The sequence below is a fragment of the Aminobacter sp. MSH1 genome (assembly GCF_003071665.1).
In the GTDB taxonomy this organism is placed as follows: domain Bacteria; phylum Pseudomonadota; class Alphaproteobacteria; order Rhizobiales; family Rhizobiaceae; genus Aminobacter; species Aminobacter niigataensis.
This window is the reverse complement of the sequence record NZ_CP026265.1, coordinates 4,356,492-4,370,233: the sequence shown is the minus strand read 5'-3', so window position 1 is coordinate 4,370,233 and position 13,742 is coordinate 4,356,492. Positions and strand designations below refer to the sequence as shown.

Annotated in this window: 16 protein-coding genes; 9 read left to right on the top strand and 7 right to left on the bottom strand. The window is 63.2% G+C overall.

Annotation, left to right across the window (positions count from 1 at the left end):
* Nucleotides 1–13 precede the first annotated feature (13 nt).
* Nucleotides 14–916, bottom strand: coding sequence for an AraC family transcriptional regulator (locus CO731_RS21550; protein ID WP_108608777.1), 903 nt, complete (start codon nt 914–916; stop codon nt 14–16).
* 98 nt (nt 917–1,014) lie between these two features.
* Here CO731_RS21550 and CO731_RS21545 point away from each other — a divergent pair, with 98 nt between their 5' ends.
* Nucleotides 1,015–1,758, top strand: a complete 744-nt coding sequence (locus tag CO731_RS21545) for an SDR family oxidoreductase (RefSeq protein WP_108608776.1) — start codon at nt 1,015–1,017, stop codon at nt 1,756–1,758.
* 17 nt (nt 1,759–1,775) lie between these two features.
* Here CO731_RS21545 and CO731_RS21540 read toward each other — a convergent pair whose 3' ends face one another.
* A complete protein-coding gene (locus tag CO731_RS21540) occupies nt 1,776–2,282 on the bottom strand; it encodes a GNAT family N-acetyltransferase (protein WP_199914500.1) in 507 nt (168 codons plus the stop codon).
* Nucleotides 2,283–2,717: 435 nt separating this feature from the next.
* On the opposite strand from CO731_RS21540, the gene CO731_RS21535 reads away from it, so the two are divergent.
* Both CO731_RS21535 and CO731_RS21530 read left to right on the top strand, forming a co-directional pair.
* Nucleotides 2,718–3,770, top strand: a complete 1,053-nt coding sequence (locus CO731_RS21535; protein ID WP_108608774.1) for an HWE histidine kinase domain-containing protein — start codon at nt 2,718–2,720, stop codon at nt 3,768–3,770.
* Nucleotides 3,763–4,128, top strand: coding sequence for a response regulator (locus CO731_RS21530; RefSeq protein WP_108608773.1), 366 nt, complete (start codon nt 3,763–3,765; stop codon nt 4,126–4,128). Before CO731_RS21535 ends, CO731_RS21530 begins: the two co-directional genes overlap by 8 nt.
* 11 nt (nt 4,129–4,139) lie before the next feature.
* Here the strand turns inward: CO731_RS21530 and CO731_RS21525 are convergent, their stop codons facing one another.
* On the bottom strand, nt 4,140–4,742 hold the full coding sequence (locus tag CO731_RS21525) for an NAD(P)H-dependent oxidoreductase (protein ID WP_108608772.1): 603 nt from the start codon (nt 4,740–4,742) through the stop codon (nt 4,140–4,142).
* 120 nt (nt 4,743–4,862) lie between these two features.
* On the opposite strand from CO731_RS21525, the gene CO731_RS21520 reads away from it, so the two are divergent.
* From CO731_RS21520 to CO731_RS21510, 3 genes are all read left to right on the top strand, one after another.
* Nucleotides 4,863–5,771: a LysR family transcriptional regulator gene (locus CO731_RS21520; protein WP_159091677.1), complete on the top strand. Its 909-nt coding sequence runs from the start codon at nt 4,863–4,865 to the stop codon at nt 5,769–5,771.
* A 143-nt stretch (nt 5,772–5,914) separates the two neighbouring features.
* On the top strand, nt 5,915–7,147 hold the full coding sequence (gene pepT / locus CO731_RS21515) for a peptidase T (RefSeq protein ID WP_108608770.1): 1,233 nt from the start codon (nt 5,915–5,917) through the stop codon (nt 7,145–7,147).
* Between the two features lie 152 nt (nt 7,148–7,299).
* Complete coding sequence (locus CO731_RS21510) at nt 7,300–8,013, top strand: outer membrane protein (protein ID WP_108608769.1); 714 nt, start codon at nt 7,300–7,302, stop codon at nt 8,011–8,013.
* 197 nt (nt 8,014–8,210) lie between these two features.
* Here CO731_RS21510 and CO731_RS21505 read toward each other — a convergent pair whose 3' ends face one another.
* The 3 genes from CO731_RS21505 to CO731_RS21495 form a co-directional block, all read right to left on the bottom strand.
* A complete protein-coding gene (locus tag CO731_RS21505) occupies nt 8,211–8,774 on the bottom strand; it encodes an HD domain-containing protein (protein ID WP_108608768.1) in 564 nt (187 codons plus the stop codon).
* Entirely contained in the window at nt 8,771–9,793 is a 1,023-nt protein-coding gene (locus tag CO731_RS21500) for a serine hydrolase domain-containing protein (RefSeq protein ID WP_199914499.1), read from the bottom strand. Before CO731_RS21500 ends, CO731_RS21505 begins: the two co-directional genes overlap by 4 nt.
* Nucleotides 9,794–9,950: 157 nt before the next feature.
* The gene (locus CO731_RS21495; RefSeq protein WP_108608767.1) at nt 9,951–10,502 is read right to left on the bottom strand and encodes a MarR family transcriptional regulator; all 552 of its coding nucleotides are present in this window, start codon (nt 10,500–10,502) and stop codon (nt 9,951–9,953) included.
* Between the two features lie 50 nt (nt 10,503–10,552).
* Here CO731_RS21495 and CO731_RS21490 point away from each other — a divergent pair, with 50 nt between their 5' ends.
* The 3 genes from CO731_RS21490 to CO731_RS21480 all read left to right on the top strand — a co-directional run bounded on the left by CO731_RS21490 (nt 10,553) and on the right by CO731_RS21480 (nt 13,142).
* A complete protein-coding gene (locus tag CO731_RS21490) occupies nt 10,553–11,470 on the top strand; it encodes a DMT family transporter (RefSeq protein WP_108609975.1) in 918 nt (305 codons plus the stop codon).
* 26 nt (nt 11,471–11,496) lie between these two features.
* Nucleotides 11,497–11,727 carry a DUF4287 domain-containing protein gene (locus tag CO731_RS21485; protein WP_108608766.1) on the top strand — a complete coding sequence of 77 codons (231 nt, stop codon included), beginning with the start codon at nt 11,497–11,499 and terminating at the stop codon, nt 11,725–11,727.
* 215 nt (nt 11,728–11,942) lie between these two features.
* Complete coding sequence (locus CO731_RS21480) at nt 11,943–13,142, top strand: NAD-dependent formate dehydrogenase (protein WP_108608765.1); 1,200 nt, start codon at nt 11,943–11,945, stop codon at nt 13,140–13,142.
* On the opposite strand, the gene CO731_RS21475 is transcribed toward CO731_RS21480, so the two are convergent.
* Entirely contained in the window at nt 13,085–13,705 is a 621-nt protein-coding gene (locus tag CO731_RS21475) for a TetR family transcriptional regulator (protein WP_108608764.1), read from the bottom strand. The genes CO731_RS21480 and CO731_RS21475 overlap by 58 nt on opposite strands.
* Nucleotides 13,706–13,742: the final 37 nt, after the last annotated feature.

Below are 13,742 nucleotides of genomic sequence, written 5' to 3'. Positions count from 1 at the left end.
GGCCGATTTTTCATCACCTCCGATCACTGCGCGCGTAGCGGCCTGGCGATTGTCCGACATGACGGCTGAAGGCGGTGCTGAAGGTGCTGGCCGAGCCATAGCCGACCTGCCGGGCGACTTCATCGAGCGCGATGTCCTTGCCGCCGAGAAGGTTCTTGGCCAGCGCCATGCGCCAGGCGAGCAGATATTCCATCGGCCGTAGCCCGACGGTGCGTGTGAAGCGGTCGAAGAAGGCCGAGCGCGACAGGCCGGCCTCGCCGGCAAGCTCGGCCACCGTCCACGGCCGCTGCGGATCGCCGTGCATCTGCCTTATCGCCCCTGACACCCTCGCATCGGCCAGCCCGCGCAGGAAGCCGGGCGGCGAGCCCTTTGCCTGGCTTGCCCGCAACGCCTCGATCAGCAGGATTTCGACGAGGCGGCCGAGCACGAGATCGCGGCCGGCACTCTGCTGGCTGGCTTCCTCGCCGACGAGGCGCACCAGCGTCGAAAGCCGCTCGATCCCGCGCATGTGGACCATCGCCGGCAGCAGCGACACCAGCAGTGCCGCATCGGGAGAGCCGAAGAGAAAATAGCCGCCGAGCAGGCGGACATCGACAGGGCCATCCTGCCGGCCGTGTCGGACCTCCTCCGTCGGCGCCGGCGTCGCCCTGGGATCGATCCGCCTGGGCGTCACCGGCTCGAAACCGGACATGGTGAAGACGGGCGTTGCGGGCAACAGGACGAAGTCGCCTTGCTCAAGGGTGACGGGAGCCTCACCGTCGACGATAAGGCGGCAGCTGCCTTCGATGACCGCGCAGAAGCCGGGCTGCCCGAATTCGGAATAGCGGACACCCCAGCGTCCCGCGCCGCTGATCCCCTTCGAGAACACGGTGCGCGGCTGGAGCAGTTCGATGACCTGGGCAAGCGGGTCGGTCATATCAGGACCATAGCCAACAAATTCCGGACTTTAGATTGATGATAGTCCGGATTTTGGACGGTATTTTCATGGCGTCAACATCAATCAGGAAAAAGTCCATGAAAACCGCACTGATCACCGGCTGTTCTTCAGGCTATGGCCTCGAGACCGCCCGCCACTTCCATGCCCGGGGCTGGAACGTCGTCGCCACCATGCGCAATCCGCGCCAGGACATCCTGCCGCGCTCGGAGCGGATGCGTATATTGCCGCTTGACGTAACCAATGACGAAAGTATTGCCGCAGCGCTTGACGCCAGTGGCCCGATCGACGTCCTGGTCAACAATGCAGGCATCGGCCTCGTCGGCGCCTTTGAGGCGATGCCGATGGCGCATGTGCGCAAGCTGTTCGAGACCAACACTTTCGGCGTGATGGCGATGACCCAGGCGGTGATCCCGCAGTTTCGCGCACGGAGATCGGGCGTCGTCGTCAACGTCACTTCAAGCGTGACGCTCGCCCCGATGCCGCTCGCCGCCGCCTACACCGCAAGCAAGATGGCGATCGAGGGTTTTACCGGATCGCTGGCCCATGAGCTCGGCGCTTTCGACGTGCGGGTGAAACTGGTGGAGCCCGGCTATGCGCCAAGCACGCGCTTTGCCCACAACACGGAGCTGCGCGTCGAGGACCTTATTCCCCAGGCCTATGCCGCGTTCGCAGAGCCGATCTTCGCCGGGTTCGCGACGCCTGAGATGGTGACCAAGGAAACCGACGTTGCCGAAGCCGTCTGGCAGGCCGCAAACGATGTTTCAGGGCAGCTCCGTTTTCCGGCCGGGCCAGACGCGGTGGCCTTGGCGCGGGCAAGCTGAACTGTGCGTGCACCCGTCTAGACCAGATCGTACCGCAGCACGTGGTTCGGGTAGGACCGGTCGTCGATCTGGAAGCGGGTTTCGCCGACCTTGGCAAAACCCTTTCGCAGGTAGAACGCGGTCGCGCGTTCGTTTTCGGCATTGACCGCGAGCCAGACGTCCTGATGTCCGGTGGACGCACACCACTGCAGGCCTGCCGCGAGAAGCCGGCCTCCAGCGCCTGAGCCCTGATGGCGGGGCTGGACGTAGAGCTTGGCGATCTCCAGGTCTGAGCACGCCGGCACAGGCGCGGGCGAGCTTGATGCGACATGGATGAATCCGTCGATGCCGACGGAGTTCTGCGAGACCAGGATCGTCTGGTCTGCCTGCATCAGCATCTCTTCGAAACGTGCGGCGGTGAAATGTTCCAGGGCATAGTCGGCGAAGAACGCGTTGACGCCGTTGCGAATATAGGTGTTCAGCCAGACTTCCAGTCCAAGCGCTGCGAGACTGGAAGCATCCGTCAAGTTGGCTGGCCTGATCACGTCTCGATCCATTCTGTCCGGTAAAAGCAAGCCGCGAATAAAGGATGGTTTGATGTTTGGGAAGGCGTGATCCAGAAGCCGCCATTTTGGTGGTCAAAAGCTGAAAAATATTAGTGCGAATAGAGCGCCAAAGTCCCTGTTTTGTTGGAACAAGAAAGCATGTGGAGCGTTATTTGGAGTTGGAGTGCGATGAACAGGCAACCTACCGCTTCGTGAAAAGAGTGGCGAGAGGTCCAAGAGCACTCTCCAGGAGACTCACATGGATACCACCACCCTTCTCATCATACTTATCGTACTTGTTCTGCTGGGCGGCGGCTGGTTCGGCCGCGGTCGCTGGTATTGATCAACGCTTTCAAGAGCGAACTTGGCGGCAAACATTGCCGGTTGCTGTTCGGAGTTAGCTGCGGCCTGCCGCGAATCGAATGAAGCCGAGGCATGGCTGAACGTATCAAATCCGAAGGCCAGATAGTCGCTGAAGCTGAGGTCGACAGCTTTCGGAGGGATCTTGGGCCGTTCGTCGTTGCTGCCGAAACGACACGCATGGCGATGGTTTTTACCGATGCGAAAGAGCCCGGCAATCCGATCATTTTCGCCAATGACGCCTTTCTCGAGCTAAGCGGATATGCCCGGGAGGAACTGCTCGGCCAAAGCTTCAACTTCCTGATGGCGTGCGGCACCGATGTCGATTCTTTGGCGCGCATCGAAGCGGCTTTTGCGGGCGATGTCACTGGCGGTTCGGAAATCTGCTACCGCCGCAAGAACGGCAGCGAGTTCTGGTCGGCAATCCTCATCAGCCCGGTCAGGGATGAGCGTGGCGATGTCGTGCAGCATTTCGCCTCCCTCGTCGACCTCACCGATCACAAGCAGGAGCAGGCCCAGTCGCGGATGCTCATCGACGAACTGAATCACCGGGTAAAGAATACGCTTGCCACGGTGCAGTCGATTGTCTGGCAGGCATTGCGGAATACCTCCGACCCCGAAGTGATCCGGGAGTCCATCGAGTCGCGCCTGTTTGCGCTCTCCCGGTCGCACGACCTGCTGACCCGCGAGAACTGGGAAGGTGCGGGGTTGCTCGATCTGATCAAGGGGGCTTTGGAGCCGTTCGGGATTGCGAACGGCCGCTCGGAGCACTTTGTCATTACGGGCAGCAACATCCGTGTTTCACCCAAGGCCGCCCTGGCACTCGGCATCGCCTTCCATGAGCTTGCGACCAATGCCGTGAAATACGGCGCGTTTTCCAACAACATTGGGTCAGTCCTGATTTCATGGACGATCGAGCCGTCGCCCGAGGGCGATCGGCTTGTCCTGCGCTGGCAGGAGAAGGACGGCCCGTCCGTGATGCCGCCGTCCCGGAAAGGGTTTGGCTCGCGGGTGCTTGAGCGCGGCCTGGCACATGAGCTGGATGGCGCGGTTGACCTCGATTACCGGGCGGACGGCGTCGTCTGCACGATCAACTTTCCCGCACCGATCGGTGCCCGCGATGGCTAAGCCGCTTTGTGACCGGCGCATACTTGTCGTCGAAGATGAAATGCTCGTGCTCATCATGATCGAAGACATGCTGGCCGATCTCGGATGTGAGTCGGTGACCGCTGCCGCCACGGTCAAGCAGGCGCTCGCCCTCATCGAGGCGCACGATTTCGATGCGGCCATGCTGGACATGAACCTGAACGGCGACAAGACCTATTTCGTAGCCGACGCGCTCGCCGCGCGCGGCGTGCCTTTTGTTTTCTCGACGGGCTACAGCGGCCACGAGATGAGGGATGGCTATCGTGACCGGCCCCTTCTGAAGAAGCCGTTCATGGACAAGCAACTGGCCGAGGTATTTGCCCGCCTGCTGCCGGGCTAGCTGGCAATCGGTCAATCCGCACGGTAAGGCAACTGCGCGCGGCCTCGGCGAAGCGTCAACGCCCACCAGGACAGCGTTTCGAGGAGTGCTGCGGCAGCTTGATCCGGCTCCTGCGGATCGATGAGCGCGCCTGTTTCGTCGAATTTGTCCCAAGATCTGTCGAAACTTACGCTATCCCGCAGCGTGGCGGCATGCATTTCGGAAAAGACCAGCCGCAACTGTTCCACTGCCCGCAAGCCTCCGGAGATCCCGCCATAGGAGACGAATGCCACGGGCTTGCACCTCCACGGCGAGAAATGCCAGTCGATGAGATGTTTGATCGAGGCCGTGTAGCCATGATTGTACTCCGGCGTGACGATGACAAAGGCCTCGGCGTCGTCGAGCCTGGCAAACAGCTCGCGCATTTCCGGAGATCTGCCCTCGGCAGTGCTCAGCGCCTCGATCGTCGGCGGCAATTGTTCGGGCAATTGGACTTCCGCAAGGTCGAGGAACGTCGTCTCAAACCTCTCATTGTTGCGTGCGTGAGAGGCAAACCAACGCGTGACGACGGTCCCGTACCGCCCTTCGCGGACGCTGGCAGTGATGACAAGCAGCTTGAGCGGGGACGGCGACATGGCAAGCCTCTGAGAAGAGTTGGCAGCGCGGATGCGCCGTCAGCCATCAACATAGCCGTACGGAATTTGGGAGGAATGGTATAGATTCTGGCTTCTGTTTCCCAAATTATGGACGACGAGATGGATCTCGCAGAGCTGGAAAGTCTGGTCGCCACCATCCGCGCGGGCTCGTTTTCAGGGGCTGCGCGCGAGCTGGGCATTCCGAAATCCACCGTGGCAAACAGGGTCAACGAGATGGAAGCGCGTCTCGGCGCGAGACTCATCGAGCGCACGACACGACAAATTCGGCCCACTGCCGAGGGCTCGATGCTCTTCAGGCGCGGGGAGCGACTGCTCCTGGAGGCGAGGGAACTCGAACAGGCGCTGCACGAGCAGAGCGGTACGCCGCGTGGCACGCTCCGCGTCTCCGTCCCTGTCCTGTTTGAGCAGGCATTCATGGGCAAGATTGCGGCGGCCTACCTGTCACGCTACCCGAAAATGGTGATTGAAGTCGTTGCCGAAGACAGGCGCGTCGACATCGTTGGCGAAGGGTTCGATTGCGCGATCAGGGTCGGGGCGCTTGACGATTCGAGTGCGATGGCACGGGTCTTTGCCCACTCGCAGAACATTGTGGTGGCGTCTGCGTCGCTTGTCGACCGCATCGGCCGTCCGAAATCGCCGGCCGACTTCACGAACTGGCCCACGCTCTGGTTCGGCAGGGACGCGCCAGGCAACAAGAACTGGGAAATGACAGAGGCCGGAAGGCCGATCGTGGTTGCCATCAAGCCTCGCGCATATCTTGGCAGCCTTCACGCGGTCCGTGCCGCCGTTCTCGATGGGCTCGGCGCGGCACTTTTGCCTGACTTCTTCGTCAGCGATGACCTCAAGGCCGGACGCGTCTTGTCGATCGCGTCAGAGTGGCAATGCCCGCCCGTTCCCTTGTCGATCGTCTTTCCGGCCCACAAGCAATCGTCACCGCGCTTGCGCGCCTTCATCGAGCTCGTCATGGGCTCGTTTCACAGCCGGGAACTCGTCTCCGGTCAGCACTAGAAGCGGTCATGCATCTTTGGCGGCATGACGTGTGCTGCCGTGCGCCCCGAGCTGCTGGCATAGTGGCTGGTACGGAGAAACGCATTCACCGCGGATGCGCGGGCGGCTATACAGGCCCGACCTGATGCACTGGATCCCTTGCCATGACCGACACCGTTCTCGACCGTTTTCTGCGCTACGTCGTCATCGACACCCAGGCGGATGGAAGCTCCACGACGCAGCCGTCGACCGAAAAGCAGAAGAACCTCGGCCGCCTGCTGGTCGAGGAGCTGCAGGCGATCGGCCTTCGTGACGCGCATCTCGACGAGCACGGCTATGTCTATGCCACCATTCCGTCGAACAGCGACAAGCAGGTGCCGGTGATCTGCTTCTGCTCGCACATGGACACCGCACCCGACTTTACCGGCACCGGCGTCAAGCCGCAGGTGATCAGGAACTATGCCGGCGGCGACATCGTGCTGCCGGGCGATCCATCGCGGGTCATCCGGGTGAGCGAGCATCCGGAGCTGAACAACCAGATCGGCAACGACATCGTCACCACTGACGGCACCACCCTTTTGGGCGCCGACGACAAGGCCGGCGTTGCCGAGATCGTGGCGGCGGCCAAGGTGCTGGTCGACAACCCCGACATCAGGCACGGCACGGTCAAGATCCTGTTCACCACCGACGAGGAGATCGGACGCGGCGTCGACAAGGTCGATTTCGCCAAGCTCGGCGCCGCGTTCGCCTACACCATGGACGGCGAGACGGCAGGCACCATCGAGGACGAGACCTTCTCCGCCGACGGCGTCGAGATTGCGATATCAGGCGTTGCCATGCATCCCGGATTCGCCAAGGGCAGGATGGAGAACGCCATCAAGATCGCCGGCGCCATCATCGATCGGCTGCCGCAGGACATGGCGCCCGAGACCACCGAGGGCCGGCAGGGCTTCGTCCATCCGACCAGCGTCAGCGGGTCGATGGAGAAGGCGACGATCAGCCTGATCGTCCGCGATTTCCGCAACGACGGCCTGGCCGAGAAGGAGGCCATGCTCGAAAAGATCGTCAGGGACGTCATCTCGGCCTATCCCGGCTCGACCTACAGTTTCACGGTCAAGGAGCAGTACCGCAACATGAAGGTGGTGCTCGACCGCCACCCCGAGATCGTCGAGAACGCCGTCGAGGCGATCCGGCGCGCCGGCATGGAGCCGGTGCGCGGCAGCATCCGCGGCGGCACCGACGGTTCGCGTCTGTCGTTCATGGGGCTGCCATGTCCCAACATCTTCGCCGGCGGCCATGCTTTCCACTCGCCGCTCGAATGGGTCAGCCGCCAGGACATGGAAAAGGCGGTGAAGACGATCGTCGAACTGGCCAGGGTCTGGGAAGAGCGGGCTTAGGCAGTGATAGCGCAGGCCGGCTTATGGGCGGTTGCGACTGTTGTACGCCTGCAACTGTTTGCATGCAAAGCAACTGCCTGGTGTGAGGACGAGTTGCTGCTCGCGAATATATCCATCTAAATTAGAGATATCTAAATTGGTTGGGGATTCGCATGAAGATTGTAGCACTTGCGTCCGCACTGCTTTTCGCAGCAGCCGGAGCCGCAGCGGCGGCCGACGCTTTGGGGTCTGAGACAGCTCCTCCGGCAGAAACGGCACCGTACAACTGGACGGGAGCATATGTCGGCGTCCAACTCGGATATGGCACCGGTAGCGGTGAAGGCGCCTACCTCCTTCCGGGCGGAGCCAGAATAGAGACCGCTTTCCCGGAGGCGAAGGGAGCTCTGCTCGGCGGACAAGTCGGATACAATTACCAGTGGGGCTCCGTCGTGCTCGGGCTCGAAGGCGAATTGTCCTATTCGTGGGCGGACGGAACATCCGACATCCGTGCGTTTCCAAGTGGTGCTGGTCCGGTCGCAATCAACGAGAATGAATTCGATTACCTCGGCAGCATCACCGGCCGACTTGGCTATGCGATGGACCGCACTCTGTTCTACGCCAAGGGCGGTGTTGGCTTCACCAAGCTCTCGATGAGCGATATCCCGAACGGCGGGGGCTTTAACGCGAGCGGTTCGGAAGCTTTGACTGGGTGGACCGTTGGTGCCGGCGTCGAGCACGCTCTGAACGACAAGTGGACGATCCGGGGCGAGTATCAGTTCTACAGATTCGACGCCAATCTGGCGGTGGATGAGCCAGCGCCGTTCCGCGTTTATGACGACGATTTCGATATTCACGCTGTCAAGATCGGCCTCAACTACAAGTTCTGATTTGGTGAAATCGGCAAAGGTGCCGGTCAGGCCCGGGCCGTTGCCGATGCCAGACCGCGCCGCTTCGCATTTCATTGCTCTGCAGCAATCTCGCGGTCGAGATCCGTGACGAATGCCCTCATCAGTTCGGTACGCTGGCGGCCGATCTCGCGGCCGGCGGCGGTGAGCAGGCCTGCCGACAGCTGGAACAGCTTGGTCTAGAAATGGTCGAGCGCGAAGCGCCTGTCGTCGAGCGGGCGGTGTTGCGCGAACGGGTCGTCCGCATCGTAGAGCGGCAATCCCAACCGGCCGGCGACATAGAAGACCCGGGCAATGCCAAGCGCACCCAGCGCGTCGAGCCGGTCGGCATCGCGCAGGATGGCCGCTTCGGAGCTGCGCGGCTCGATGTTCGCCGAGAAGCTGTGCGCCTCGATGGCGTGGGCGACCGCCTCGGTGCGGTGCTCATGCCAGCCGGCCTGGCGCAACAGCCCCCGCGCCACTTCGGCCGACAAGCGCGAGGCCATGGCGCGCTGCGGCGAATTCTTCTCGACCGAAACGCAGTCGTGGAACAGCGTCGCCACCGCCAGAACCTCCATGTCCGCGCCCGGCTCCGTCGCCGCGATGCGGCAGACGAGGGCCCACACCCGCATCAGGTGCGAGCGGTCATGCGAGCCGTCGCCCTCGGCTATGGCGCCATCCCAGCGTGCGAGCAGGCCGGCGAGCAGCGCCTCGTGCGGCGCGAAGAGGCGGGCGAGGTCCTCGATCTGCGAAGGACTCATCATGCTTCTGTTGCCGCCAGCACTTGCTCGATGATCGAAACCAGTGCGCCGCGTGCCTCGCGATTGGTGGCAAAGCCTGCAATGGCGATGCCTGTGGCTGGCGAATAATAGGCCGCGGTGCCCCAGAAACCGAGATGCGAGTAGCATTCGACATCGCTTATGCGGCTGGCAGAAATGCCGAGCCGGTAGCCGTCGGCGCCTTCGTGGCTGCCGGTGGAAAGCATCTGGCGAAGTGTGTCCGGGCTTGTGAAGACGCGGCCCTCGAACAGGGCAGCGAAGAGCGTGGCTAGGTCCCGCGCGGACATGACCAGTCCGCCGCCGCCATAGAGGTCCATCGAGGCGCTGATGTCGGTGGCGTCGGTCTTGCCGAGGAACTGACGTCCGCGGGGCGCGGCCGTTGCCGGCTGCGGTTCGGCGATCTCCCACCAAGTGGCTTCGAGGCCGAGCCGGTCGAATGACATCTGGCGCCGGACAGTGGCTGCCAGCGCTTCACCCGAGATGCGCTCGATGATGTCGCCGAGCAGGATGTAGCCGGTGTCGGAATAGCGGAAGCGGGTTCCGGCTTCGCTGAGAGGGCCAGAATATTCGACCGCGAGACGAACCTGTTCCTCGCGCGCCCAGAAACGTGTGGGCTCGCGAAGCACGGTCTCGAAGTAGCGCGGATCGTCGGCGTGGTCGTTCAGGCCGGCACTGTGGTTGAGAAGCTGGCGAACGGTGATGGCGTCCGTGCGGTAGCCGGCAGAAGTGAGCAGCCCGTTCAACACGGGCGTGAGCAACGGTGCGATCGGGCCGTCGAGGTCGACCAGCCCCTGTTCCCACAGGCGAAGAACCGTGGCGGCAACGACGGTCTTGGTGTTGCTCGCGACCCGCAGCGGCGTGTCCACCGAAAGCGGACTGTTGGCCGCGGCATCGGCCATGCCATGCGCAATGCCCCAGGGACCGTCGAGCCCCTTGCCGGTGACGTAGAGCGCCATCGCAGCCGGTTGCCGGCCCAGGATTGCGGCAAGTTCGTCGCGGTTCATTCAGCTTTCCTCGACATTGCAGGGTGATTCCCGGCGCCACTCTGGCGCGGTGCTGCTGTCGAAGGATAGCGCCAGTTTGTGCAGGAGCTTGGCCAGCTCCATCCGGCAAGGAGGCGCGGCGTCAAGGGGTTCGGCTGCCGAGGCAGGGGGGGCCGCCTCACTCCATCGACGGCGAACTGCCGAGGGATAGCGCCAGCTTGCGCAGAAGCTTGGCCAACTGCGCCTGTTCGTCCTCGCTCAAGCTTTCCAGCATCAGCGCTTCGACCGCCATGTCGGCCTCGAAGGCCTCGCGAGCGCGGGCAAGGCCGTCCTCGGTCAGTTCGACCGGCAGGCTGCGGCCGTCGCCGTCCGAGCTGACCTGCCTGACCAATCCTGCCTTGACCAGCTTGACGATGCGGTTGGTGACGCCGCCGGACGAGATCATCATCGAGCGGTAGAGCTCGGTCGGGCGCAGCCGGTAGGGCGGGCCCGAGCGCAGCAACGTGAACAGCACGTCGGCCTCGCCGGTGTCGAGCCCGTAGGAGGCGAAGATTGCCTCGATCTTGGGCCGGGCGGCGAGCGTGATCCAGCGGGCACGGCCGAGGATCGCCATGCCGCGGGTGTCGAGCCCGGGCAGTTCCGCCGCCCATTGCGCCCGCCTGATATCGATGCCGTCCTGCAGGCCGTCGTCGATCAACTCCCCAATATTTTCGCCGAGATGTCTTGACACTAAGATAATTCCGTCATTTATCTTACCGGTAAGATATATTGGAGCCGGCCATGACGCAACAGGAAGTTCTCCGTTCCCCGGCTTCGCTTGCCGCGCGGTCACCGTTGATCCTGCTGGCGCTGTGCGGCCTCGTCTTCGCCACGCGCATCATGATCTCCAAGGCTGCGCTGAATGCCGGCATGCAGCCGTTCCAGCTGGCTTTGGTGGCCAATGTCGGCGCAGGTGCGATCCTTCTGCCGCTGCTGGCCGCCTCGGGGCAGGGGATCCCGCGCGAGCGGCAGCATCTCGTGCTCTACCTGGTGCTCGGCATCATCAGCTTCACCATCCCGACCGTGCTCGGCTACTACATCGTCGACCGGGTCGGGCCGGCATACACCTCGACCGTCTATTCGCTGTCGCCGCTGCTGACGATGAGCTTCGCCGCCGGGCTCGGCATCGAGCGCATGTATTTGAGGCGCTTCGCCGGCATCCTGATCGGCCTTGCGGGCATGGCGGCGCTGGTGCAGCAGCAACTGGCCGAGATCGATTTCTCGCAGACGGTATGGGTGCTGCTCGGCGTCACCATCCCGGCCTGCGCCGCCGCCGGCAACATCATCCGCTCGGCCTACTGGCCCAAGGGCTCGTCGGCGCTCGCCTTTTCCTGCGGCATCCTGCTGAGCTCGAGCCTGCTGGTGGCTGTGGTGGCGCCATTCTTCGAGGCACCCTCGAGCTGGGTCTTTCTCGACCGCGACATCCTGTTCTGGATCGGCTGCATGGTCGCCACCTCGGCGGCGTCCTACCTGCTCAACTTCCGCCTCCAGGAGATCGGCGGGCCGGTGTTCTTCAGCCAGCTCGGCTACTGGGGCACGGGGTTCGGCGTGGTGCTGGCGGCAATCCTGTTCAACGACGTGCTGACCCTGCTGTCGGTCGTGGGGCTGGTCGCGATCATCGCCGGCGGCGTGCTCGCCAACCGGCGGCGCGAACTGTGATTTTCCAAAAATCAGGAGAAGAAAAAATGTCCTTCCAGGCCTATCTCGACACCATCAAGACCAAGACCGGCAAGGGACCGGAGGAACTGCTGGCACTCGCTGACGGCAAGGGATTTTCCCACAGCGGCAAGCTGAAGCCTGATGTAAAGGCCGGGCAGATCATCGAATGGCTGCGCGACGAGTTCGGCCTCGGCCACGGTCATTCGATGGCCGTCTATGCGCTCTTGACCGGCAAGAAGCAGCCCGGTGACAAGTAGCGACGGGACAGCCGGCCCGCGGCCTTGAAACCGTGTCCGGCTCCGCCATTTAACCTCGGGAGCGCGCAACATCTCGAACGAGGAAGCGCCAGGCGGCAAGCCGGCCGGCCACGGACAATCCTGAAGGCTGGTTCGCTCCGTCACACGCGTGCAAATTTCGGGTAGCGCCAGTTTTCCAAGCGTCTCCTCGTCCATCAGACGAAGGGAGATACGACATGGCCAAGGTTGTTTGCGTCCTTTACGACGATCCGGTGGATGGCTACCCCAAGCGGTATGCGCGGGACGGCCTGCCAAGACTTGACCGCTATCCGGGCGGCCAGACACTGCCCACGCCGGAAGCCATCGATTTCGAGCCGGGCGTGCTTCTCGGCAGCGTGTCGGGCGAACTCGGCTTGCGCAAGTTTGTCGAAGGTGCCGGGCACAGCCTGGCCGTAACCTCCGACAAGGACGGACCCGACAGCATCTTCGAGCGCGAACTCGTCGATGCCGAGATCGTCATTTCACAACCGTTCTGGCCGGCCTACTTGACCGAGCAGAGGATCGCCAAGGCCGGCCGCCTGAAGCTCGCCATCACCGCCGGCATTGGCTCCGACCATGTCGACCTGCAGGCGGCGATGGAGCGCGGCATCACCGTGGCCGAGGTCACCTTTTGCAATTCGATCAGCGTATCCGAGCATGTGGTGATGATGATCCTCGGCCTCGTGCGCAACTATATCCCCTCTTACCAATGGGTGGTGGACGGCGGCTGGAACATCGCCGACTGCGTCGCACGGTCCTATGACGTCGAGGGCATGCAGATCGGAACGGTGGGCGCCGGGCGGATCGGCACAGCCGTGCTGCGGCGGCTCAAGCCGTTCGACGTCAAGCTGCATTACACTGACCGACACCGCCTGCCCGAGACTGTGGAGAAGGAACTTGGCCTGACCTTCCACAAGACGGCGGCCGACATGGTGCCGGTCTGCGACGTCGTCACCATCAACGCGCCGCTGCACCCCGAGACCGAAAACCTGTTCGATGCGGCGATGATCGCGAAGATGAAGCGCGGCGCCTATCTGGTGAATACGGCGCGCGGCAAGATCTGCAATCGCGATGCTGTCGCCCGGGCGCTCGATAACGGCCAGCTCGCCGGTTATGCCGGCGACGTCTGGTTCCCGCAGCCGGCGCCCAGGGACCATCCGTGGCGAGAGATGCCGCATCATGGCATGACGCCGCATATTTCGGGGTCGTCGCTGTCGGCGCAGGCGCGCTATGCCGCGGGCACCCGCGAAATCCTCGAATGCTGGTTCGCCGGCCGGCCGATCCGCGAGGAATATCTGATCGTCGATGGCGGCAAGCTCGCCGGCGCCGGCGCGCATTCCTACAGCGCGGGCGATGCCACGCGCGGATCGGAGGAGGCGGCCCGGTTCAAGGGGTGACCTGTCGCGGGAACGGCCGCGGCAATGAGGCTGCGCAGGCCGGCGGCGACGAAATCTTCGACCCGGCCCTGCGGGTCGAAACCCCACCACAGGAGCGAGCCTTGCCATTGCGAGGCCATCAGCAGCCCGATGCCCCGGGGCGCGCCGGCCACTCCGGCGAAACGCACTTCGAGTGCTGCGCACAGCGCCACCTTCCAGGCTGCGCCGCGTGCCCGCAATGCGGGATCGCGCAGATCCTCGCGCAACAGCAGCAGCCCTTCGGCATAGGTTTCGATGCCGCCATAATGCGACAGGCCGACCAGCAACTCGATGGCACCTTCGGGCGTGTTTGGCGTGGACGCGGCGAGGGCGGTGGTCTTGGCGTCGAGCCCGTCCCAAGCGTGGAGCAGGGCGGCCTGCTTGAGCCCGGCTTTGGTCTTGAAGCGCTGCACCAGCGTCGCTGGCGACAGGCCGCAGGCGCGCGCCAGGCTGTCGAAAGTCAGCGCATCAGGCCCATGGTCGTGGATCAGCCGGCTGGCGGCTTCGAGTACGTTCTCGTTGGACAGCGTCTTGGGGCGAGGCATGTTGAACTTTCATTTATAAACGAGTATTCATTTATAT

Coding starts and splice junctions, on each gene's coding strand:
- CO731_RS21520 (WP_159091677.1), top strand. CDS start 4,863: ATGGATCTCGCAGAGCTGGAAAGTCTGGTCGCCACCATCCGCGCGGGC.
- pepT (WP_108608770.1), top strand. CDS start 5,915: ATGACCGACACCGTTCTCGACCGTTTTCTGCGCTACGTCGTCATCGAC.
- CO731_RS21475 (WP_108608764.1), bottom strand. CDS start 13,705: ATGCCTCGCCCCAAGACGCTGTCCAACGAGAACGTACTCGAAGCCGCC.
- CO731_RS21530 (WP_108608773.1), top strand. CDS start 3,763: ATGGCTAAGCCGCTTTGTGACCGGCGCATACTTGTCGTCGAAGATGAA.
- CO731_RS21510 (WP_108608769.1), top strand. CDS start 7,300: ATGAAGATTGTAGCACTTGCGTCCGCACTGCTTTTCGCAGCAGCCGGA.
- CO731_RS21500 (WP_199914499.1), bottom strand. CDS start 9,793: ATGAACCGCGACGAACTTGCCGCAATCCTGGGCCGGCAACCGGCTGCG.
- CO731_RS21485 (WP_108608766.1), top strand. CDS start 11,497: ATGTCCTTCCAGGCCTATCTCGACACCATCAAGACCAAGACCGGCAAG.
- CO731_RS21525 (WP_108608772.1), bottom strand. CDS start 4,742: ATGTCGCCGTCCCCGCTCAAGCTGCTTGTCATCACTGCCAGCGTCCGC.
- CO731_RS21535 (WP_108608774.1), top strand. CDS start 2,718: ATGGCTGAACGTATCAAATCCGAAGGCCAGATAGTCGCTGAAGCTGAG.
- CO731_RS21480 (WP_108608765.1), top strand. CDS start 11,943: ATGGCCAAGGTTGTTTGCGTCCTTTACGACGATCCGGTGGATGGCTAC.
- CO731_RS21490 (WP_108609975.1), top strand. CDS start 10,553: ATGACGCAACAGGAAGTTCTCCGTTCCCCGGCTTCGCTTGCCGCGCGG.
- CO731_RS21545 (WP_108608776.1), top strand. CDS start 1,015: ATGAAAACCGCACTGATCACCGGCTGTTCTTCAGGCTATGGCCTCGAG.
- CO731_RS21550 (WP_108608777.1), bottom strand. CDS start 916: ATGACCGACCCGCTTGCCCAGGTCATCGAACTGCTCCAGCCGCGCACC.
- CO731_RS21505 (WP_108608768.1), bottom strand. CDS start 8,774: ATGATGAGTCCTTCGCAGATCGAGGACCTCGCCCGCCTCTTCGCGCCG.